The sequence below is a fragment of the Nocardia citri genome, assembly GCF_054065835.1.
Map to the genome: position 1 here is coordinate 166,047 of NZ_JBSUQM010000001.1, position 22,579 is coordinate 188,625.

Consider the following 22,579-nt stretch of genomic DNA (forward strand, 5'->3'; position numbering starts at 1 on the left):
AAAAAGCACCGCCCCAGTTCAGGGGCGGTGCTGAGGTTGTTAGTGCCGGTCAGCGCGAGCGCTGTTTAATCCGGGCTGTGAGTTCTTGTACTTGGTCGTAGACGCGGCGCCGCTCGGTCATCTCCTTGCGCACCTTTTTCTCCGCGTACATGACCGTGGTGTGGTCGCGACCGAAGGCCTGGCCGATCTTGGGAAGCGATAGATCGGTCAGTTCCCGGCATAGATACATGGCGATCTGACGGGCCTGGGCCAACGGCCGGGCCTTACCGGGCCCGGTCAGCTCTTCGAGCGTGGTGTTGAAGTATTCGGCGGTGACGGCCATGATCGTCGCCGCATTGATCTCCAGCGTCGCGGTATCCGGCATAAGATCGCGCAGTACGACCTCGGCCAATGGCAGATCCAGCGCCTGGCCGTTCAGCGAGGCGAAGGCCGTCACCCGAATGAGCGCGCCCTCCAACTCACGGATATTGCGCTCGACTCGACTCGCGATCAGCTCCAGCACATCGTGCGGCACGTCGAGCCGGTCCATCCGCGCCTTCTTGCGCAGAATCGCGATACGCGTCTCCAACTCCGGCGGCTGCACATCGGTGATCAGCCCCCATTCGAACCGGGTCCGCAGTCGCTCCTCCAGCGTGGCCAGCTGCTTGGGCGGCCGGTCGGAGGACACCACGATCTGCTTATTGGCGTTGTGCAGGGTGTTGAAGGTGTGGAAGAACTCCTCCTGGATACCTTCCTTGCCCTCGATGAACTGGATGTCGTCGACCAGCAGAATGTCGGTCTCACGGTAGCGGCGCTTGAATGCCACCTTCCGGTCGTCGCGCAGACTGTTGATGAAGTCGTTGGTGAATTCCTCGGTCGATACGTACTTCACCCGCATGCCGGGGAACAGCCGCTGGGCGTAGTGTCCGGCCGCGTGCAGCAGATGGGTCTTGCCCAGACCCGAGGCGCCCCAGACGAACAGCGGGTTGTAGGCCCGCGCGGGCGCCTCCGCGATCGCGACCGCCGCGGCGTGCGCGAAACGATTGGACGCACCGATGACGAACGTCTCGAAGGTGTACTTCGAATTCAGGCTGGCCGACGAATTCGTGGGTGCCGGGTTCTCCTGTGACTTGGTGAAGTAGGTGGGCCATGAATTGCGGACATTGACGACCGGTTCGTCATCGTGGGAGTTGTCCGAGATCGGCTCGCGGACCGACTCGTGCGCGGCCGCGATGGCCGGATCGGTGCTCGGCCGGGATTCCCGCGCGGGCGCCGCCTCCCGCTGCGGCGCACGGCCCTGCGCCCGTACCGGTTCCGGCGTCGGTTCCGTATTGAACAGTGACTCTTGTCCGGGCGGTACGGAATCACGCCGCAGTGGGAGTCCGGATTCGCGCCGGGGCGCGCGCGAGGACTCCTGCCGTGCGCCATTGGCCTGACTCGGATAGTCGCCGCGGGTCGGGTATTCGTCGCTCGGGTACTCGCCCGGCACCTCGTATCCAGGCACCGGCAGGTACTCCGGTGGGCCCCCGTATTCGGGTGCGGGCTGGTAGTCGGGTGCCGCGGAATACTCGGGTCCGGCCCCGTATTCGGGCGCTGGGTAGTCGTTGGGCTGTGCATAGCGCGGCGGTGCGTAGTCGCCGCGTCCGGAATAGTCGGGGGCGGGATAGCCTGCTGAACCGCGACCGCTGTCGCGGCCACGTTCGGGCCGGCTCGTCATGCGCGCGTGGCGCGGATTGTTACCGGGACGTTCGGTCGGCTGCGTCGGCGGTGCCGCGATCCGGACGCCGAGGCCCTCGACCTGTGGACCGAGACGACGGCCGAGGGAACGCAGAATGGGTTCGCGCAGATCGCGTTCGATGGCCTCCTGGGCCAATGACGATGGCACCGAGAGCAAGGCGAAACCCTGCGCCACGGTCAACGGCTTGACCAGTTTCAGCCAGGCTTGCTGGGCCCGGGAGACCGGCGGGATGGCACCATCGGCCGAGCCGGTGGTGAGCTCGGCGACCACCTCCGGCCACACGGTGGCCAACACGTTCTGCTCGTCGTCCATGCAGTTTCCTCCCCGGAAGTAGGCGATAGGAGCAGACGGTCGGAGCCTGCGGAGTATCGGTCCTGGCTGAGTCGATGTTTGTGATTCCGCGTACGTCCGTAACCGGTTCGGACGCAGCCCGGGTCCCCCATCCGGGCGGCGGCGTGGCACCGTCGGCCCTACGAATATGCCACTCCAGGGGTCTTTCCACACAATTATCCACAGATGTGGAGAACCCTGGGGAAATGTGAAACGGCGCTGCGCTCCGCGGCTGTACGCCCTGGACCTGCGGTTCTTCAGCAATCTTCTGGCTATGCAGCCTGGTCGGTCCGGTCGCCGACGGCTAGGGGTGTGGACGAACTCACGGTTATGCCCAGGATGTGCGACTCCCGTGCCGCGGTTCCGAGCAGGTAGTTGGGACAGGTGGGCCGAGTTTGACCCGCACTTTGCCGATCAGTACCCTCGTACAGTCACCCCTTGGTGCGGTGGCGGTCTTGTGCTGACCGTGTCAGGTCGTATCGACCTCGTGCGCCAGGACCGACGCACATCGATGATGACCACCTTGTGATTCATCGCGCAAAGACGTATCACTGACAAGCTTTGGGCGCCCGAATGGTGCCCACCTACTCGAGGAGTGTCGACCGTGGCCAAGGGCAAGCGGACGTTCCAGCCGAACAACCGTCGTCGGGCGCGGGTCCACGGCTTCCGCCTCCGGATGCGCACCCGTGCTGGTCGCGCCATCGTTTCCGCGCGTCGCGGTAAGGGCCGCAAGTCCCTCACTGCCTGATCCTCGCTCTCGGACGCTCGGGTGTTGCCTGAGCCGTATCGGTTGCATCATCGTGCCGACTTCTCCCGGACGGTGCGCCGCGGCCAGCGAATCGGGAGGCGAGATCTGGTCGTACACGCGCTCGTGCGCGGGTATGACGGAGTCATGGGCGCGAGTGGACGACGAAGCGATGCGGCTGAGGCCGGATCGTTAGTTCGCGTGGGCGGTCCGCGATTCGGATTGATTGTCAGCAAGGCGGTGGGTAACGCGGTGATTCGACACCGCGTCGCCCGCCGCCTGCGTCATATGTGCGGTCAGGTGATCGCCGAGCTGCCCGCCGATGCCGATATCGTCATCCGCGCATTGCCTGGCGCCGCGACCACCGACTCGGAGGAATTGCTCCGCCAGCTGCGTGGCGCGCTGCGCAAGCTCGATATCGTCCGCCCATCGGCTACCGTGGCCGGTGCGGGATGAGTGCGCGCTCCACCGTTGCTCGGTTGCCCGCGAACACGGTGATCTTCCTGATCGAGCTCTACCGGACGTATGTCTCCCCCATGCGCCTGCCGGTGTGCCGTTTCACCCCGACCTGTAGCGAGTACGCGGTGACCGCGTTACGCACCCGCGGCCTGCTCGTCGGCCTCGGATTGACGGTCGTGCGATTGGCGAAATGCGCACCCTGGCACCCTGGTGGGTGGGATCCCGTTCCGGAGCGCAATAAGCGCGAACGGAACGGGTCAGCCGCCGACCACCAGGAGTCGGCGCCACACGCTTGTAAAGGATCACCGCGCGCGGTGATCGGCGATACGAACGACGGGAGTGCATAGAGCCGTGCTCGACTTCATTTACTATCCGGTGTCCTGGATCCTCTGGTTCTGGCATCGGGTCTTCGGGTTCGCGTTCGGCGCGGACAACGGACTTACCTGGGCACTGGCCGTGGTGTTCCTGGTGTTCACGCTGCGCCTGGTGCTCTATAAGCCGTTCGTCAAGCAGGTGCGCACCACCAAGCAGATGCAGGAGCTACAGCCCCAGATCAAGGAGCTGCAGAAGAAGTACAAAAACGATCGCCAGAAGATGGCGACCGAGATGCAGAAGTTGCAGAAGGATCACGGCTTCAACCCGCTGATGGGCTGCCTGCCGATCCTGGCGCAGGTACCGGTCTTCCTTGGTCTGTTCCATGTGCTGCGGTCGTTCAACCGCACCGGTACCGGCATCGGCCAGCTCAGCATGTCGGCTTACGACAATGCGCACACGCCGAACTACGTCTTCAGTGCCGCCGACGTCCAGTCCTTCCTGAGCGCGCGTATCTTCGGCGCTCCCATTTCGGCCTACATCACCAGTCAACCGGGCCAGCTGCAGGCCTTCGCCGATTACGGCGGCGTTCCCACCAAGCTGAGTATCGCGCTGGTCTCTATCCCGCTGATGGTGATCGCCGGTCTGGCGACGCACTTCAATGCGCGCGCGTCGGTTGCCCGGCAGACTCCGGAGGCTGCGGCCAATCCGCAGTCGGCCATGATGAACAAGCTCGCGCTGTGGGTGTTCCCGCTCGGTGTGCTCGTCGGTGGTCCGTTCCTGCCGATCGCCATCCTGCTCTACTGGGTCTCCAATAATATTTGGACCTACGGGCAGCAGCACCTCGTCTTCGGCCGCATGGCGAAGGAAGATGAAGTCAAGAAGCAGCAGAAGCTGGAGCAGCGCGCACAGAACGCGCCGAAGCCCGGTGCGAAGCCGGTCAATATCAAGAAGAAGCAGTCACCGTCCGATGCCACACCCGTCGACGCGAAAGCCGATGCGGTGGACGCTGTCGACGCGGCACCGTCGACGAACGGAACAGCGAAGTCCCCGACCAAGGCGGGACAGCGGCGCTCGGGCGGGCAGAAGCGATCTGGCAACCGTGGGCGGCCCAACCAGAAGCGACGGCGCTGACACCGCGCGCGCCTACGGGATCTCTGAGCAACCCTGTTCGCGTTCTCCGATCGGCGCCGGTCGCCGGTCGCGCGCGATGAGCAGATGAAGGAAATCAAATGACTGTTGAAACCGACGGAGGGGACGCCACTGTGGCGACGACGATGGTGAACGACGCGGACGGTCGCGAAGCCGATGCGGGGGCCGAATCCATCGACGCCGCGAACGATGCCGAGGAAGCCCTCATCGAAGAGGGCGAAATCGCGGGCGACTACCTCGAGCAGTTGCTCGATGTGCTCGACTTCGACGGGGATATCGACCTGGATGTCGAGGGTGACCGCGCGGTCGTGAGCATCGACGGCGGCCGCGATCTCTCGAAGCTGGTCGGCCGCAACGGCGAGGTGCTCGACGCGCTGCAGGAGTTGACCCGCCTTGCCGTGCAGCAGGCCACCGGGGTGCGCAGTCGGCTCATGCTCGACGTGGCGGGCTGGCGTGCCAAACGTCGCTCGGAGTTGAGTGCGCTCGGCACCGCCGCCGCGCAGCGGGTGCTGGAATCCGGTAAGCCGGAGCCGTTGGCGCCGATGACTCCGTTCGAGCGGAAGATCGTGCACGACGCGGTCGCCGCCGTCGACGGTGTCAGCAGTGAGAGCGAGGGCGTCGAGCCGAACCGGCACGTTGTCGTGGTGCCTGCCTGAATCGTGCTCTGTGGTTGGATTAGGGCCTTCGGTCTTCAGACCGGAGGCCCTCTTCATATCTAGGATGCGCTCCTCTCCCCTGGCCCCATTGCCGCACTGATCGACTCGAGTTCGGAAGGATGTTTCACGTGGAACGAGATCTCGGTGGCATCACCGCATTGCCGAATGAGCTGGAGCCCCCGGCCGTGGCCGGGGTGGTCTTCGGAGACCGGCTGGATCTCGCGCGTCGGTACTGTGCCGCCCTCGCCGCCGCGGGCGTCGAGCGCGGGCTGATCGGTCCCCGCGAGGTGCCGCGGCTATGGGATCGGCACATTCTCAACTGTGCGGTGGTTGGTGAGTTGATGGCGGATGGTGCCACTGTGGTCGACATCGGCAGCGGCGCTGGACTGCCCGGAATCCCTCTGGCGATCGCGCGCCCGGATCTCCGGATCACCTTGGTCGAGCCGCTGTTGCGCCGCACGATCTTTCTGAGCGAATTCATCGAGGCGGCCGGACTCGATGTGACCGTGGTGCGCGGCCGGGCCGAGCAGTCGGGTGTTATGAAGGAAGCGGGCGGCGCGGATGTGGTGACTTCGCGCGCGGTCGCCCCGCTGGCTAAGCTGGCGCAGTGGTCCCTCCCCCTGTTGCGTGATCACGGACGGATGCTCGCGCTGAAGGGCGTCAGCGCGGCCGAGGAACTCGAGCGCGATAGCGAGGCATTGGCGAAGGCGGGCGCCGGGAATACGGCCGTTCTGGAGTGCGGTGCCGGACTCGTCTCCACCCCGACTCTGGTGATCAGCGCCGAGCGGCTGCCGCGCGCCGAGCGCCCCTCGCGTCGGGTCGGTAGGTCGACGCGAAAGCCGAAGCAGCGGTAGTCGATTCGCGGCCCTGTTTCATGTGAAACAGGGCGCCGGGCCCCCTGACCGCAGCGCGCATCAACGCGAAACTTCACGTGACGTTTTGAATCCGGTGTCCCCGGATGGGGAAATTGATGATCCGCATTGCGCAAGCCTCATTGGACGCGAGAGCGCCCGGCATGAGATCCCGATTCCGCTGCCGGATGGCGGGCGTCGAGCCGAGACCTATCCGATGTTTCACGTGAACCGAACTTCTGTGTCGATCCGGGACTTCATGTTTCATGTGAAACAGCTAATCGGGCGCATCAATCTTGTTAGCAGCGGCGTGATTTGGCGCAGATTCGCGTGTCGTTTGCGCGTTGCCGCGATTCAACTTTCCTATCCCGCTGAGTGCTGGCAAGCTAGTATGCGTCGGGCGTGAGCGTTGGTGCCACCGAGGGATATTGATGTCACATCGGTGGGAGCTCCGCTCGGTCGATCGGGAGCTGCGGTTCCGATCGAGCGTCAACTTCGATCCGACACAGCTAGTGATGACACGGCGCCGAATTCGGTCGGGCGCACGTGATCTGAGGTTCTCGCGTTAGGAGCTGTCTATGTCGAGCGGTCCGGCGAATGTTTCACGGGAAACAGCGTCGCGCGTGCCGGGGATGCTGGACTCCAGCACCTTCGACGCGGAGGCATTTGGAAGCACACCGTTCGGGCACATCTCCCCCAGTGAGACCCCGATAGCGGCCGAAGCCCAACGTGCAAGCCAAATATTGCATCCAGGAAAGGTGACAGTGCCGAAACCGCACGAGCAACGGATCATCACCATCGCCAATCAAAAGGGGGGCGTCGGAAAGACGACGACCGCCGTGAATCTCGCGGCCGCCCTGGCGCATACCGGGATGACGGTTCTCGTGATCGACCTCGATCCCCAAGGCAATGCCAGCACCGCTCTGGGCATCGAACATCACTCGGGTGTCCCGTCGAGCTATGAACTCCTCATCGGTGAGGTGTCGGTGCTGGAAGCGATTCAGCGGAGTCCGCACAACGAGCGCCTGCTGTGCATTCCGGCAACCATCGATCTGGCCGGTGCCGAGATCGAATTGGTTTCCATGGTGGCGCGGGAGGGCCGGCTCAAGGCTGCCATCCAGGAGGCCAATATCGCCGGGTACGACATCGATTACGTCATGATCGACTGCCCTCCGTCGCTCGGTCTGCTCACCGTCAACGCAATGGTTGCTGCTAAGGAAGTGCTGATCCCGATCCAGTGCGAGTACTACGCGCTGGAGGGTGTGGGGCAATTGCTTCGGAATATCGGTCTGGTGCAGGCGCACCTGAATCCCGAACTACATGTATCGACAGTGCTTCTCACGATGTACGACGGTCGGACCAAGCTGGCCGACCAGGTCGCCGAGGAGGTGCGCGGGCACTTCGGTGATGTGGTGCTGAAGTCGGTCATCCCCCGCAGTGTGAAGGTCTCCGAGGCGCCGGGCTACGGCATGACGGTGCTCGATTATGATCCAGGCTCCCGGGGTGCGATGAGTTATCTGGACGCCGGTCGTGAGATGGCGGCGCGGTCGGTGGTCCGACCGGGCGCGGCAGAGCGCGCGCAATGACGAACGAGGAAAGGGTCGGTAGCCGATGACTCAGGCGAAGAAGGGCGGGCTAGGCCGCGGACTTGCCGCGTTGATTCCGACCGGGCCGGCGGCTACACCTGGCCTCGGTGCCACACCGGGACTCGGCAGTGCCGCAGCCAATGTCGTTATCGGCGTCGATCCGATCGGACCGCAACCGGCCTCCGCCTTCCTGCATCGGGTCCCCGACCCCAGCGACGAGCAGCTTTCGGATGGCGGCGCGACCTATCGCGAAATTCCGCCGGACCAGATAGAACCGAACCCCAAGCAACCGCGCCACGTCTTCGAGGAAGAGGCGCTCGCCGAGCTGGTGCACTCCATCAAGGAATTCGGCCTGATGCAGCCCATCGTGGTGCGTCGGTTGGAGCCGGGGGCCGACAAATATCAGATCGTCATGGGCGAGCGTCGTTGGCGCGCTTGCCAGGAGGCCGGGCTGGCCGCGATTCCGGCCATTGTCCGCGAGACCGCGGACGACGCGATGCTGCGGGACGCCCTGTTGGAGAATATCCACCGGGTGCAGCTGAATCCGCTCGAAGAGGCGGCGGCCTATCAGCAGCTGCTCGAAGAATTCGATGTCACCCATGAGGAATTGGCCACACGAATCGGTCGATCCCGGCCCGTGGTGACGAATATGATTCGCCTGTTGAAACTGCCGATCCCGGTGCAGCGCCGGGTCGCGGCCGGTGTACTTTCCGCCGGGCACGCTCGTGCGCTGCTCGGCCTCGAGGCTGGCGCCGACGCCCAAGAGGTACTCGCCGCCCGCATCGTCGCCGAGGGGTTGTCGGTCCGGGCCACCGAGGAAGCCGTCACCCTGGCGAACCGGGATCCGGATACCGCCGCTCCCCCTGCCCTCCGGCGCAAGCCGATTCATATGCCGGGTTTGCAGGACGTGGCCGAGCGACTGTCGGAATCCTTCGACACTCGCGTCACCGTGAGCCTCGGCAAGCGCAAGGGCAAGATCGTCGTCGAATTCGGTTCGGTCGAAGACCTCGAACGCATCGTAGGCATGATGGAGCAGCAGCAACTCGGCAAGTGACAGAAGTGGCAAAAATAGCCGTGTGCTTCCGGTAGACACGTGTTCGGCGTCGAAACGTCACTGTGACGGCGCGGAAAAACGACCTACGGAGGGGCTCCTTACCAACAGCACAGCGACGTGGAATGAGGCGGGTTCGCTTTGATCGCTTATTCTTGCTGGCGAGTGAATGCAGCGTGAGTGTGGATGAATCGGATAGCTGGAGGCTGAGCAGAGCGGTGTCGACCAGCGTCACAGCACTAACCCTCGGCGGACTGGACAAGTTACCGGCGCATGCGCGGCGTTGCGTATTCTGGGAGATGGATCCGGCCGTCGCCGCGACCTCCCGCGAGTTCAGTGATCCGGTCTTCGAGAAGGAGGCCTGGCTCTCCACGGTCATGTTGGAGTGGGGTTCGTGCGGTCAGGTCGCGAACGTGGACGGCAATGTCGCGGGGTGTGCGCTGTATTCGCCACCGAGCGCGGTACCGCGTGCCGGTCTCTTCCCCACATCGCCGGTCAGCCCGGATGCGGTCCTGCTGACCACGCTGCGGACCGAATTCCCCTATCAGGATGCCGACATAGCCACCCGCCTCATGACGGCCGTGGTGGCCGATCTGGTGCGTCGCGGTGTCCGAGCGTTGGAGGCCTTCGGCATTCGCACAGATCCCCCGACGACCGCGATGTCGGATCGTTCGCTCGGCTCGATGCGGTTGATGGAGCGGATCGGGTCACCGGTCCGGGATGCGGCCTCGGCGGGTAAGGCGACCGAATGTTCACCGGAGACGTGCATGATCGAGGCGGACTTCCTGGAGGATGTCGGCTTCGAAGTGGTCGCACCGCACCACCGCTTTCCCCGGCTGCGTTTGGAACTGAACTCCGATCACAGCTGGAAGGAAGACGTCGAGCGCGCGCTCGATCAGCTCCTCGCGGCCGCCTCGCTGACGGTCCCTTTCCGCGTCGGAGCACCCTGAGGCTTCGCACGAACAACAGTGCGCCCCTGCTGACAGTTTCGTCGGCAGAGGCGCACTCGTATCAGAAGTATTTGGTTTACATAATCTATGTTGAGCCAGAAGGTGATTCGCTACATCCGGTCGGCGGCGGCCAATTCCTCCGCCAGTAGCTCGGCGAAAGTGTATGTACCCGTTGGCTGATCGTCCTGGCCGAGCAGATACAGCCGCTTCACCGAGATGAGGATGGCCTCGGCGATCACATCGCGCATCCGCGGGTTGGTGAGGACCGACGCATCGTATTCATTTGTGAGATAACCGATATCGACCTGGACCGTCGGCATTTTGGTGAGCCGCAATAGATCCCAGGTGCGCGCATGAGTCCGGCAGTCCTGCAACGAAGTTCGCGCGACTACCTCACGTTGGATGAACCCGGCGAGCACCTGGCCGATCATCGATACCGATCCGTGCGAGTTGCCGAAGTGGAAACTCGCGACACCGTTGGCGGACGGGCTCGGATTGGTTGCGCAACGCAGTGAGATCATCAGATCGGCGTCGAAGGCGTTGGAGGTATCGGCACGCTCGGCATCGGTCGGATTGGCACCCCACGGCCGCGACAGGAAGGTTTCCATGCCGGTGGCGGCCATGCGGCCCTCCAGTCTGCTGGCCAGATCCCAAAGGATCTCCGACTCGTAGACGTCGCCGTATTCGGTCGGCACCGAGAAGCCCTTATCCGGGCCTCCGAGGCCGGGATCGATGACGATCCGCTTGCCGGTGAGCTGCGGCCCGGCCCGATGCACAACCTCCTCCTCGGCGATCCGATGCGGATTGCCCCCCGTGACGCGCGCCCCGAGCAGCTCCAGCGAGCGCAGCGTATCCGGACCGCAGATGCCGTCCGCGGCCAAGCCGATCTCCCGCTGGAATGCGGTGAGCGCCTCATGGGTGTGCGGGCCGAAGTAGCCGTCGACGCGGTGCACGTAGAAACCGAGGTCCTGGAGCCGGCGCTGCAGGGTTGCCACATCGTCGCCGTAGAGCGGCGCGGACAGCTGATAGATCAACGTGCGGGCACCCAGGCGATAGGAGGCCTCCTTGAGTGCGCGGTAGGTAGCCGGTCCGACGACCCCGTCGACCAGCAGTCCGCGGTGCTGTTGAAAGGCTCGAACCGCCGAATCGAGCTGGCGATCGAAGGAAGCGTCGGTGTCCTTCCAGTACTCTCGCGCATCAGTGTGATCTGTTGCGGCGGAGTGCGTATGCAGAAACCCGAGACTTGCCAGGGTGCTCCGAACCTCGGCGACGGCTGGACCGGTATCGCCGTGACGAAGTCGGTGCATGCGTGAGAGCCCTTTCCTTCCGACAACCCGGGTACCCACTCATGCGATGGCTCACACCCTCGCACGACCGGAGGTCGGTCGATTGTCTCAGACCCGGACCGGAATTCAGCAATTCCCGGCGTCCAGGCATATTACGGCGCGTCGTCGAATCGCGGCGCTCCTTTGACGAATACGTCAGATAATGCCGTCGAGTTCACGCAGCAGGGCGGCTTTGCCCTTCGCTCCGACGATCTGCTTGACCGGCTTGCCGCCAGAGAACAGCAGCATAGTCGGCAGCGAGAGGATCTGATAATCGCGGGCGACGCCCGGATTGGCATCCACATCCACCTTGGCCACGGTCAGCTTATCCGCGTGCGTGCCGGCGATCTCCTCCAGCACCGGGGCGACCATCTTGCACGGGCCGCACCAGTCGGCCCAGAAGTCGACGAGTACCGGCTTCGCACTGAGCAGCACATCGTCGGCGAAGGACGCGTCGGTGACGGTGACCGTGTTTTCGGACATGGGTATCTCCTTGTAGTGCAATAAAGATGAGATCAGTTGGTGGGCACGGCAACCGAGGTGCCGGCGTGATCCAGGGTGTTCGAGGTGATATCACCCTGCTCGGCCAGCCAGCGCTCGGCGTCGATCGCCGCGCGGCAGCCGGTGCCCGCGGCGGTGATGGCCTGGCGGTAGGTGTGGTCGACCAGATCGCCCGCGGCGAAGACACCGGGCACCTTGGTGGCGGTCGAGGGGTGCAGCACCTGCACATAGCCCTCGTCGTCCAACTCCACCTGATCCTTGACCAGCTCGCTGCGCGGATCGTGACCGATCGCCACGAACAGCCCGGTAGCGGCCAGCTCCGAAGTCTCGCCGGTGCGGGTATCGCGCAGGGTCAGACTCGTCACGCTGGTATCGCCGTTGACCGCCGCGACCTCGGCATTGAGTACGAACTTGATCTTCTCGTTGGCCTTGGCCCGCTCCAGCATGATGCGCGAGGCGCGGAATTCCTCGCGGCGGTGCACGATGGTCACGCTGCTGGCGAACTTGGTGAGGAAGGTCGCCTCCTCCATCGCGGAGTCGCCGCCACCGACCACGACGATGTCCTGGCCCTTGAAGAAGAAGCCGTCACAGGTGGCGCAGGCGCTGACACCGCGGCCGAGGAGCTTCTGCTCACCGGGGACGTTCAGATAGCGCGCGGCCGAGCCCATGGCGAGGATGACGGCATAGGCCTGGTAGGTCTCGTCGCCGACGGTAACCGTCTTGATCGGGCCGCTCAGATCGATCGCGTCCACATCCTCGGTCCGGATATCGGCGCCGAACCGCTTGGCCTGTTCGCGCATCTCCTCCATCAGATCCGGGCCCATGATGCCGGCGCGGAAACCGGGGAAGTTTTCGACCTCGGTGGTGGTCATCAGTGCGCCACCGAATTGAGTGCCCTCGAACAGCAGGGGCTGGAGTTCGGCGCGGGCTGCGTAGACGGCGGCGGTATAGCCGGCGGGTCCGGAGCCGACGATGATCAAGTCGCGAACTGCGTTGCTCATGTGACCCTTCCGAGGGAGATTCATTAGACGTGTCGGTCAACAACAGGGTAAACGGTGTTGTTCCCGACCTGAGATAGGACAGCCGCGCGACGTGACGTTGCCCACTCGTCAACCGATATCGGTGAGTGCCAACTGCTGCGGATCGTCGACGCTGCAACCGATTCCGACGACCAGCGCGGTGATCCGGTGCGGGCGTGGGCCGGTGAGCAGGATCAGCACGGCGTCCCTGCCCTGGAAGGTGGTGTTGGTCGAGCCGAGGACCGTGCGGTCCAGGCCGTTGGCGTGCACACAGCGATTCAGGGCGGCAGGGGTGCCGAGTACACCGGTGACGTCATTGCGACCGAGGGCACTCAGTGCGACGGTGGCGTCGAGTTCGTTACCTAGTTGGACGTTGCCGGTGGTCGGTTGAGCGGCGGGGGCCACCTCGTGCCCGCGCAGTGCGTCCACCACGACCGTGACACCCGCCACGACCGCGACTACGGCGGCCGCGGCAGCGAGCCAGCGGAGCGTGCGCGTGCGGCGTTGCGTCAGCGAGATGGGAGCGGTGGCGGGGGCGAGGTTCGCTTGTTCGGAATCCGTTGTGTCATCGGCGGATTCGGGCCACACCGCGGCGGATGATGTCGGCCGCGGTGTGGCCGAGTGCAGTTGATCGACGGTTGCGACCCGCTCGGTAGGCTGCTGCGTCGCGTCGAGGTCTTCGACGAACTCCTCCAGCCGGGCCGCGATATCGGCGGGCATGGCGTGGATGACGCGGTCGTCGCGGCCCAGCGCGCGCAATGCGGCGCTGACGTCATCGAGCGAGTCCAAGAAGCGTAGGGCGTCCGGATCGTTGCGGACCACCGGCCACAGCTGCTCACTCAGCTCCGGTGCCACGTTGTCGGCGTGTAGATCGGCGAGTAGTTCGGGCGAGAACGGACGCTGCGGAACGGATCGCGTCGCCATCGCACCTCCGGGGTACTCGAGTAGTTATCGCGGGAGCCCGCACGGCGCGGGCGCACCCTGTACGTCGTCTGGTTGTCCGTCACTATTACTGACGCATCTCGATTACTTCCGGTTCCCCGGATCACGCAGAAATTCCAAACGTTCTTGCAGCCGCAGCCGACCCCGCGCGCATCGGCTCTTGATGGTGCCCTCCGGAACGCCGAGCAGCGCCGCTGTCTCCGCGACACTACGCCCCTCGAGTTCCACCGCGACAAGCGCCAACCGCTGCTCTTCCGGCAGCGTGAACAGCGCGCGGTCGATGACGAGCGACATCTCCAGTTCGGCGATATGGTCCTTGGTGTCCTTCGGTTCCGGCATGGTCTCCGGCGACAGCGACACCGCTCGGCGGGTCTTATTGCGCCGGATTCGATCCAGGCAGGCGTTCACCACGATGGCGTGCAGCCAGCTGCGCACCTCGGCCTCGGCGCGGAAGGTGGCCGCGGTCCGGTGTGCGGAGAGTAGGGCGTCCTGCAGCGAATCCGCCGCGTCCTCACGGGTGTAGGAAGTGCGCAGGGCGGTCTGCCAGAGGTGGTCGTTGTGGCGGCGCAGCAGTTCGGCGAAGGCATGCCGCTGACCGCGCACATGGGCTTGCAGCAATTCGACATCGGTGAGTTCGTCGGGTACGAACGAACGCTCGCGGAATGCAACGGGGCGCGACTTCCCCCCATGGGAATCCTCGTTCAATTCGGACGGCAAAACCAACCCCTTGGACAGCTCTCACGGCGATGACGGACACGTGCGACCACCATCGAAATTTCGCAGCATCCAGGATCGAATAACCAGAACCCGGGGAGCTCCCCCTGCTGTGAGAGCGCGGCTTGATCATATCGTCAGTAAAGATTTGGCAGCAAGCAGACCAGTCAGGACTGAATGGGTGCGGAATGCCCGGGGAATCGACACCGGCGGGCGGGATGCGAGAACATTCGCGAGAACATCGCTAACTCGTCGAGCAAGCCCAAAAGTCAACGGGCAGTTCATGCGGAACCCGTATGCGGTCCCACACCGCAGTTACTGGTACGGCCTGAATACTCGGAGCGTGGTCAAGCCGCGGCGTCGAAGCGGATTTCAGCGATCGAGGTCTGGAACTGGCCACCGGAATTGGCTAGTCCGGTGATCCATACGAGCACATAGCGGGCCGCCTGATCGGCGTGGACCGGGATCTCGGTGATGCCGTTCTCCAGTCGTGCCGAGCCGATCAGCTGGGTCTGGTCCAGGGTCGGCGAGGCCGTCGGCGAGGTGCGGATTTCGACCGAGGTGCCCGGACTCGGCGATTCGATCGAGACGCTCGTCAGCTTGGCCGGACTCGGCAGGGTGGCCAGCAGCCCGACGCCCTTCTTCAGCGCCGGGAACTGCTGGAAGTACTGATCGGTGCGCCAGACAGTGCCCGGATCGTGATCCAGCACCGCACCGGTACCGCCGACACTGTCCGGCGTGCCCTCCGGGGAGAAGACCGACACACTCGTCACCGGAACGGGCACCCCGCCCGCGGCCGTACCTGTCGTCCCAGTCGTACCACCGGAGGTGGGTGTGGGCGCGGGCGAACTGTTCGTGGTGAGGCCGATATTGCGCTGCTCGTTGAGCGGAGCGTTCGACGCACTCGGTGCGAAGACACTGACCATCCACCAGATGATGATGCCGACGACCAGGGCGGCCAGGATGCCGAGCCCGACCATGATCCACATCATCCGTTGCGAGCGTTCGCGTTCCGCCGCAAGCAGTTCCGGATCGGCGAGCGATTCTTCGGCTCCACTCGGCGGACGCTGACCGAGGCGAAGCACCGGAATGAAATCGGTCTTCTGGTCGACCACAGAGGCCTGTTCGAGCACATGCTGCACGGTCGCCGCGGTACGCACACCCTTATTCGATTCCAGCGAACGGACCGCCACCGCGGAAATCTCGAACGGCACCTCGGGCCGGATCTGCCGCGGTTCGACGGGGGTGCCGTCGGAACCGAAATCGGCGAGCCGCAACCCGCCGACCGTCGCGGCGGTACCGGTCATACCACCGGCGCGGATCGGCCAGCGTGCGGTGATCAGCGCGTAGAGCATGGCGCCGAGGCCGCGCACATCCGATTGCGCGTCGGAATCGGACAGCGTGCCCGGGAATGCGAGTACCGCATCACCGGTGGCACTGATCCGGATGCGATCCGGATGGTCGATGGACAGCGAGCCACCGCCGCGATGTGCCAGTTCGGCGGCCGAGGCCAGTGCCCGGATGGCGCGGGCGGCACCGATGGGCGAGGGCACCGTTTCGGCCATTTCGCGCAGCGACCGGCCCGGCGTCCATTCGGCCACCACGATGCCGCCGGAGCTGCCACGCACCACATCCAGTACGCGGGCCAGGCCCGGCGAGTTGATCCGGCCCAGGCGCAGTGTGCGCGACAGGATGGCCTGCGGACCGTCGTGACCAGAGTTGTCGGTGGCCTTCTGATCCGCATCGACGAAGGTGAGCGCGACCTCGCGGTCGAGCTTGATATCGAGCGCCTGCCAGAACTTGAGTCCGCGGGATCCGCCGTGACTCGCGAGCAGCCGGTAGCGGCCGCCCGCTACCGAAGCGCCCGGAATCAGCTTGGGGCCGCGCGGCGTTCTTCGGCCGACGTCGTCCATCGGCGGTAGCTGCGGCGGGATCGGGATCATCCCGGTGTCGTACATCGGATCCCGCTGCGGGGCTTCCTGCGGTTGCTCACCGGATTCGGGCGCCGAATCGTCCTCCGGCGGACCGCTATCGGCACCCTGATTCGCGGATGCGGGATCGGAGGCCTCCCCGGCGGGCGGAACATCTGTGGAGAGCCCGCCTGCGTTGGTCGCAGCAGATTCGGCGGCTGGGACGCCGCCCAGCGCCGCGTCGTCGCTCACCCTCGTTCCTCCTTCGCCCTGATTTGTCGAAGTTCCGGCGAACTCGCCACTTGTGCTTCTCTGCCGAACAGGGTACGGGAACTCACCCATACCGGTGCTGTCAACGGTCTGGGCTCGGACCACGGGTAGCACCATGGTTTGAGCGTCCATGTACGGGTCGAAACCGGGGTATGCGACGTACGGTTCGGGCCGCCGGAACACCTGGGTCGCATACTCGTCCTCGACCGGGCCCTCGAGGTCGAGATCGGGGGCGGGCGGGGTGAAGCCGAGGCGCCGGGAGATCGCGACGGTGATCGCGACGATCTCCGGAATACCGGCCAGGCGCATCAGCCCGAAGGCGACCGCGAACATCACGATGGCCGAGACGATCACCCGGATCAGTGAGCCGGGTCCGCCGGAGAGCCGGTCGAGCCCGAGCACCTTGTCCACGATCAACATGACCGCGCCACCCGCGATCGAGGAAAGCAGCACGCGCGACACCGTGCGTCCGACATTGACCATGCGCAGATCACCGAGACTCTGGTGCAGCAGATAGCCGCCGATAACGGCACCGGCCAGGAATCCGAGTCCGGTCGCGACACCCAGGATGATCACGACCTGACCGCTGTCGCCGGCCAGCGCCGGCGCCAGTGCCGAGACCAGGATCTTGATGGTCGTGATGGCGAGGATGATCCAGGTCGGCGTCCATGCTTGCTCCCTGGCATAGAACACGCGCAGATGGATAAGCACCAGGGAGTACGGAATCAGTGTGAAGGCCGACCAGCTCACCGCAGTGCCGAGCCGTTCGGCGTCACCGGTGAACCGCGCATAGCCGAACAGCGCCTCGCCGACCTGCGGACCGGCCAGGGTCAGGAAGGTGACCACCGGAACCAGGGCGATCATCGTCAGGCGGGTCGCGACGGACAGATCGTCCACGACGGCCGGGGTGTCCTTCGCGGCCGCGTTGCGGCTCAGCCGCGGCATGATCGCGGTGAGCAGAGTGACACCGAGCACGCCGTAGGGCAGTTGGAGCAGCAGCCAGGCGTTGGTATAGATCGCCGGGCCCGCCTCATCCGCCGTCGAGGCGATGTGATTCGAGACGATCAGACCGATCTGGCTGATCACCACATAGAGGATGATGGCCGAGCCCATCTTGCCGAACTGCTTGAGTCGCGCGTCGACACCCCACAGCGGACGCAGATCGATCTGATTGCGCTTGATCGCGGGCAAAAGGCTCAGCGCCTGGGTCGCCACACCGAGTGTGATGCCGCCACCGAGGACCAGCAGTTTCGGATCGCTCATCCGGACCGGATCCAGCGTGATCTCACCCGGGGTGAAGGCATACAGGCCCAGCACGACCAGCACGACGAGGTTGTTCAGCACCGGTGCCCAAGCCCCGGGTTTGAAGTTCTGGCGGGTATTGAGGATCGCCGTGAACAGCGCCGACATGCCGTAGAACAGGATGGCGGGCACCAACAGATAGGTCAGCGCCGTGGTCAGTTCGGTATTGACCTTGCCGTCCGAGGAGACGAAGACTCGGGTCGCCAGCACCGGCGTCGCCGCCGCGGCGAACAGGGTGGCGGCGGCGAGCACCGCGAAGGCGGAGGTCACCAGCCTGCGGACGAATGCGACGCCGCCGTCCTCGTCCTCCTGTTCGGCGCGTACCAAGGTCGGTACCACCATCGCGGTCAACACCGCGCCGAGGACGAGCTCGGTGATCATATTGGGGATCAGGTTGGCCGAGGTGTAGGCACTCGCGACGGCCGGACCGAGCGCGGTCAGCAGCAACAGCTGTTTACCGAAGCCGGTGACGCGGCTGATCAGGGTGGCGATCGCGATCGAGCCGGAGTCACGTAGCAGGCGCGAACTCGCGTTCTGTTTGGTTTCGGTGGCGACCGCGCCCGATGCGGATGCGGCGGGCCATTCCTGGGTCCGTGGCTTGGCCGCTTCCCGCGGGGCGCCAGCATGCGGCTGTTCGACCGATTGCTGATGCTCAACTGGCCGCTGTCGTTCGATCGGAGGCTGCCGCGTCACCGGGGGCTGTGGCGTCACCGGAGGCTGCGGCGGTGGTGTCTGATAACTCGGTCGCGGCGCCTGATAGTTCGGCGGCGGCGCGAAACGCTGCGGCGGGACCCGAGGCGGTGCGCCCGGCGGCCCCGGCAGCGGTTGACCAGGCGGCATCGGACGCGGCCGGCCCGGACCGGTCTGTTGCGGGGGCGGCGGATATTGCCGCTGACCCGGGTGCGACTGCTGACCCGGATGCGGCCGGGGTGCGGGATATTGCTGTGGATCCGGATATTGCTGGGGACGCGGCAACGGTCGCTGTGGCGCAGGTTGCCTGGGCAATGCGCCGGAGGGCGGTGCCATCGGTCCAGTGGGTGGCTGCGAGCCCTGCGGTGCCGGGCGCGGCACCGGTCGCTGCGGCTGATCCGGTCGACTCACCTGCGGTACGCGCGGTGAATCGCCGTAACGTTCATCGGGAGTCATCTCCGCGTTCTCCGGTTCTGCCGGTGGCTGCGCCAGGGGCCGCTCCCAGGGGGCCGAAGGCGCCCGGCGGGCCTGGGGTCCGTCGAGCCGGTCAACGGGTGGTCGCCGATGAGCGGATAGATCATCGTCGCTCATCGTGCCTCCTGCGCCATGCCATCCCCCCGCAGCCTGGCCGACGACGTCCAGGGTGTTACGCGATTGTCCTCCACGATGCCATGAGTGGTGCGGGGTCGGTACCGATCAACGGAACCCGACTGCGTGCCGGGCGACCGAAACGGCACGGCGACGACAGCCGAGCACAAGCGAGGTGTCGTCGTTCTCATCCCGCCTCCTGCTGCTCCTGTTGCTGTAGTACGCGCCTGCGCGCACGTCGATACCTGTTCACCCGGCGTCGGGTCCCCGGATCGAAACCCTCGTCGGCCGGATCCGGCTGTCCGCGGAACCGACGCAACAACCGACGCCCGGCCAACAGGAACAGCAGTATTCCGGCACACGCCGTAATTATTGCCAAGGTCTGACCGTAAGCGTTGGAACGCACCGAGACCGAGGTGGGATTGCCGAGTGGGATACCGTCGGACGTGGTAAGGGAGATCGGAATGACCAGGTTACGGCTATCGGTGACCTCGGTCGGAATCTGGAACGATCGGCTGCCGGTGGGCGGCAGCGTCTCCTCACCCGGATCGGTGATCTTCGTCTCCGTCGGCGCCTCGATTCGGAACCGGACCCGAATGGCGACCGGCAGATCATTGCGTGCGACCAGTAGCAATGGGCTCTGTTCGGAGGCCAAAGTGTATACCCCACCGGGCGGCAGCACGGTGACCGAACCGTAGAGCCGGTCCAGCGTGCGGGTCGTCTGGTCGAGACGGCGCTGGGCATAGGTGTCCGGCTGTGCGGAATCGCCGGAGCGCCGGTCCGAGAGCGTGAGTACGCGCAGCAGATCGTCGCGCAGCGGGGGCAGATATTGGTTCGGCGTCGGCTCGGCCGCGGGCACCTCGACGAGCGAGCGCATGAGATCGGTGATCCGGCGAGCTTGGTCACGGACCGGAGATACGAAGCGGTCCGGAACCGCGTCAAGGGCGGCCTGCGGTAGGTAGTCGGGTTCGTGGGGCTGCGCGTCGGGCGATTCGGCGACCAACTCGGCGAGGGTGCGCGGGGTCGCGAGGTTATTGCGCAGCAGCAGGTCGACCTGTTTCAGGATCGCGGTGGCCTCTTCCCGGTTCGCGCTCCACTGCTGCGGCGGCACCAGCAACAGCGAGCGCGGGTGATTCGGCTCCGGGTTCAGCGCGGTCCAGGTGATGGCGCCGAGTGCATCCTGCAGACGGGCCATCCGGGAGTCGTTGGTGACGTCGTAGCGGACGCGTCCCGGGGTGAACGACGGGGTAGGCGGGTTGGAGCCGACGGCGGCGAGGGCGGTCGCGGACCAGATATCGAAGGTCGCCGCGTGCAACGCCGGATCGGCGGGCGGATTCGCGGGCGTCTGGGCGCCGGTGGGTGCCGCGTTCGTTGTCGGGGCGGATGTGCTCATGGTCGGCGTACTGGTGGTGGACGGGCTCGAAGTCGCGCTGGTCTGCGGTTGCGGTGCCGGCTCCGGAGTGACCGGCGCAGGGGCGATTTCGGTGAATCGGACCACATCCGGCGTGCTCGGCTCCGGCACCGGCTGAGTCGAGCTGTTCTGGTTGGCGGTGCTCTGATTGCTGGTGCCGCCGCGTCCGGTGGTGAGCGGCTGCGAATCCGTCGAGGTACCGGCGGTGCCGAGCGGTACGGCGGCGGTACCGGCAACTACGGCGGTTCCGAAACCGTGGCCGCGCAACAACATTCCCGCGCTCTCATCGACGCTGCCGGAATCCGGGATGCTCACCCCGCGCACTGATTTGGTGGCCAGAATCGAATCGACGATCTCGGCGGGTTCGTTCAGCGCCCGCGTGGACAGTTCGGGATCGTTGACCGCGGCCAGAGCCGTGACATCGACCTGCGCGAACGGCAGCGCGACCGTACAGGTCGACCCGGCAACCGCGCGCAACCGGTCCAGCCAGGTCTGGGCCTGACCGGCGCCGGTGCCCGCCCTGGTCGCGCCATCAGGATCGGAAGGGCTCGCCAGCACGCGGTAACCCTTTGTCATCGCCTGTGCGGTGATCAGTAGGTCAGGATCGATCGCGACGCAGACCGACGAGGTCAGCGTCCGATCACGACCGGCCTGATTGGTGCCGAGCACCGATTCCAAGGCGCCGAGCAATTGATCCAGCCGTCCGCCTTTACCCAGTGATGCGGCCAGCTCGTCATCGGTGAGCTCGGCCTTGCCGCTGAGCGGGCCGGTGATACCGGCGACCAGCCGCGGCCGGTCGGCCAGCGGCCACAACAGAGTCGTCGCCACCGGGGTGTCGGAAGTGGCGGGCACCGGCGAGCTGCCGTCGACCGAGGCCGGAACGCCGAGCACCGGAAGCAGGAATCGCGCGTCGTCGAGGCGGGCCTGGGTGCCGTAGGCCGGTTCCCCATTGACGTTCAGCAATAGCGGATAAACGCCCGGTTTGGCGATATCGAGGGCGGCCGTACCGCTGTTGGAGCGAAACGGGATGCTGATCGTGAACTGTTTGCGCTGGCCGGGACTCAAACGTTCGGCGATATCCTCGAACGGACCGGTCACGTCATAGTTGGCCTGGTCCAAGCGCAGAGTCGAGCGCAGCGCGCTCGGTGTCGCCACCGCCGCGGCCCGCTGGACACGCACGCTGACGTCCTGCACCACCCGATCGCCGATATTGGTGACGGTGCCCGCGATCGTCAGCATCGGATCGCTGGTGGTGGTCACCGCGGACGGATTCACCGAATCCAGAGTCAGCTTCAGGAATTTCGGCGACGACGAACTATTCGGCGTCGTCGGCTGGGCGGCGACGGGCTCGGCGAGCAATACCGGAACCGCCGTCGCCGAGCCGAGAATGGTCAGCACCGCCGCAATGATCCGGAACAGGCCAATCCGTCGCCCGGCCACCACCGCCCACGGAATCGCTGCGCGATGCCGAAAAGTCTGGGTCATCGCTGGCCGGTCTCCATCCGGTCGATCATCCGGTTCGCCACCTCGGCGAGGCGCCGCTCATCGGCATAGGCGAGCCGAGAATCCAATTCGCTCAACGGAACCCACGCGACCTGCGTGACCTCGACGTCGGCGTCGGACAGTTCACCACCGATGGAACGCAGCAGATAATGATGCACGGTCTTGTGTACCCGGCGACCCTCGGTGACGAACCAGTAATCAATACTGCCGAGTTCGGCGACCACGATCCCCTTGATTCCGGTCTCCTCGGCGACCTCCCGGATCGCGGTCTGCTCGGGTGTCTCCCCCTCTTCGATATGTCCCTTGGGCAGCGACCAGAGCAGTCTGCCACGCCGATCGGTCCGCCCGATCAGCGCCGCACAGCGTTTATCGCTCGGCCCATCCAACCCGTCGACGACGAGTCCACCCGCCGAGGTTTCCCGTACCGTGCGCATGCGTGGTTTCGCCGGGTTGGCGGCCGAACCGCGGCGCCGGGGCTGGCGGCGTCGACTGTTCGCGCGATCGGCCGGAGACACCACGCAATCCTACTGTGCTGAATTGCCGCGCCTGCGGCGCGGCGGGTTGGCGGCACCCCTTCTTCTGTCTCGCGTCCGAG

Annotated in this window: 18 protein-coding genes; 9 read left to right on the top strand and 9 right to left on the bottom strand. The window is 65.4% G+C overall.

Annotated features, from left to right (window positions below):
- Positions 1-49: 49 nt before the first annotated feature.
- A complete protein-coding gene (gene dnaA / locus ACW2Q0_RS00915; protein WP_457185070.1) occupies positions 50-2,029 on the bottom strand; it encodes a chromosomal replication initiator protein DnaA in 1,980 nt (659 codons plus the stop codon).
- Between the two features lie 622 nt (positions 2,030-2,651).
- Between dnaA and rpmH the strand changes: the two genes are divergently transcribed.
- The 9 genes from rpmH to ACW2Q0_RS00960 all read left to right on the top strand — a co-directional run bounded on the left by rpmH (position 2,652) and on the right by ACW2Q0_RS00960 (position 9,809).
- On the top strand, positions 2,652-2,795 hold the full coding sequence (gene rpmH, locus ACW2Q0_RS00920) for a 50S ribosomal protein L34 (RefSeq protein ID WP_083898281.1): 144 nt from the start codon (positions 2,652-2,654) through the stop codon (positions 2,793-2,795).
- Between the two features lie 21 nt (positions 2,796-2,816).
- The gene (gene rnpA, locus ACW2Q0_RS00925; protein WP_457185072.1) at positions 2,817-3,248 is read left to right on the top strand and encodes a ribonuclease P protein component; all 432 of its coding nucleotides are present in this window, start codon (positions 2,817-2,819) and stop codon (positions 3,246-3,248) included.
- Positions 3,245-3,598: a membrane protein insertion efficiency factor YidD gene (yidD, locus tag ACW2Q0_RS00930; RefSeq protein WP_457185074.1), complete on the top strand. Its 354-nt coding sequence runs from the start codon at positions 3,245-3,247 to the stop codon at positions 3,596-3,598. Before rnpA ends, yidD begins: the two co-directional genes overlap by 4 nt.
- A gap of 4 nt (positions 3,599-3,602) precedes the next feature.
- Positions 3,603-4,697 (top strand): membrane protein insertase YidC, encoded by a 1,095-nt coding sequence (yidC, locus tag ACW2Q0_RS00935; protein WP_457185076.1) that lies wholly within the window; start codon positions 3,603-3,605, stop codon positions 4,695-4,697.
- A gap of 143 nt (positions 4,698-4,840) precedes the next feature.
- Positions 4,841-5,371: a Jag family protein gene (locus tag ACW2Q0_RS00940; protein ID WP_457186033.1), complete on the top strand. Its 531-nt coding sequence runs from the start codon at positions 4,841-4,843 to the stop codon at positions 5,369-5,371.
- A 119-nt stretch (positions 5,372-5,490) separates the two neighbouring features.
- Positions 5,491-6,225 carry a 16S rRNA (guanine(527)-N(7))-methyltransferase RsmG gene (gene rsmG / locus ACW2Q0_RS00945; protein ID WP_457185078.1) on the top strand — a complete coding sequence of 245 codons (735 nt, stop codon included), beginning with the start codon at positions 5,491-5,493 and terminating at the stop codon, positions 6,223-6,225.
- 629 nt (positions 6,226-6,854) lie between these two features.
- Positions 6,855-7,808: a ParA family protein gene (locus ACW2Q0_RS00950; RefSeq protein WP_457186035.1), complete on the top strand. Its 954-nt coding sequence runs from the start codon at positions 6,855-6,857 to the stop codon at positions 7,806-7,808.
- A gap of 25 nt (positions 7,809-7,833) precedes the next feature.
- Positions 7,834-8,862, top strand: coding sequence for a ParB/RepB/Spo0J family partition protein (locus tag ACW2Q0_RS00955; RefSeq protein ID WP_457185080.1), 1,029 nt, complete (start codon positions 7,834-7,836; stop codon positions 8,860-8,862).
- A 215-nt stretch (positions 8,863-9,077) separates the two neighbouring features.
- A complete protein-coding gene (locus tag ACW2Q0_RS00960) occupies positions 9,078-9,809 on the top strand; it encodes a GNAT family N-acetyltransferase (RefSeq protein ID WP_457185082.1) in 732 nt (243 codons plus the stop codon).
- Between the two features lie 110 nt (positions 9,810-9,919).
- Here the strand turns inward: ACW2Q0_RS00960 and ACW2Q0_RS00965 are convergent, their stop codons facing one another.
- From ACW2Q0_RS00965 to ACW2Q0_RS01000, 8 genes are all read right to left on the bottom strand, one after another.
- Entirely contained in the window at positions 9,920-11,116 is a 1,197-nt protein-coding gene (locus ACW2Q0_RS00965; RefSeq protein WP_457185084.1) for an N-acetylmuramoyl-L-alanine amidase, read from the bottom strand.
- Positions 11,117-11,290: 174 nt separating this feature from the next.
- Positions 11,291-11,617 (bottom strand): thioredoxin, encoded by a 327-nt coding sequence (trxA, locus tag ACW2Q0_RS00970; RefSeq protein ID WP_457185086.1) that lies wholly within the window; start codon positions 11,615-11,617, stop codon positions 11,291-11,293.
- Positions 11,618-11,649: 32 nt separating this feature from the next.
- The gene (trxB, locus tag ACW2Q0_RS00975) at positions 11,650-12,636 is read right to left on the bottom strand and encodes a thioredoxin-disulfide reductase (protein ID WP_457185088.1); all 987 of its coding nucleotides are present in this window, start codon (positions 12,634-12,636) and stop codon (positions 11,650-11,652) included.
- Positions 12,637-12,744: 108 nt separating this feature from the next.
- On the bottom strand, positions 12,745-13,578 hold the full coding sequence (locus tag ACW2Q0_RS00980; protein WP_457185090.1) for a hypothetical protein: 834 nt from the start codon (positions 13,576-13,578) through the stop codon (positions 12,745-12,747).
- A gap of 102 nt (positions 13,579-13,680) precedes the next feature.
- Positions 13,681-14,214, bottom strand: a complete 534-nt coding sequence (gene sigM / locus ACW2Q0_RS00985; protein ID WP_457186037.1) for an RNA polymerase sigma factor SigM — start codon at positions 14,212-14,214, stop codon at positions 13,681-13,683.
- A 443-nt stretch (positions 14,215-14,657) separates the two neighbouring features.
- Positions 14,658-18,503, bottom strand: coding sequence for a murein biosynthesis integral membrane protein MurJ (locus ACW2Q0_RS00990; protein ID WP_457185092.1), 3,846 nt, complete (start codon positions 18,501-18,503; stop codon positions 14,658-14,660).
- Positions 18,504-19,257: 754 nt separating this feature from the next.
- Entirely contained in the window at positions 19,258-21,966 is a 2,709-nt protein-coding gene (locus ACW2Q0_RS00995; protein WP_457185094.1) for a DUF6049 family protein, read from the bottom strand.
- Positions 21,963-22,499 (bottom strand): NUDIX hydrolase, encoded by a 537-nt coding sequence (locus tag ACW2Q0_RS01000; RefSeq protein WP_457185096.1) that lies wholly within the window; start codon positions 22,497-22,499, stop codon positions 21,963-21,965. Before ACW2Q0_RS01000 ends, ACW2Q0_RS00995 begins: the two co-directional genes overlap by 4 nt.
- Between the last annotated feature and the right edge of the window lie 80 nt (positions 22,500-22,579).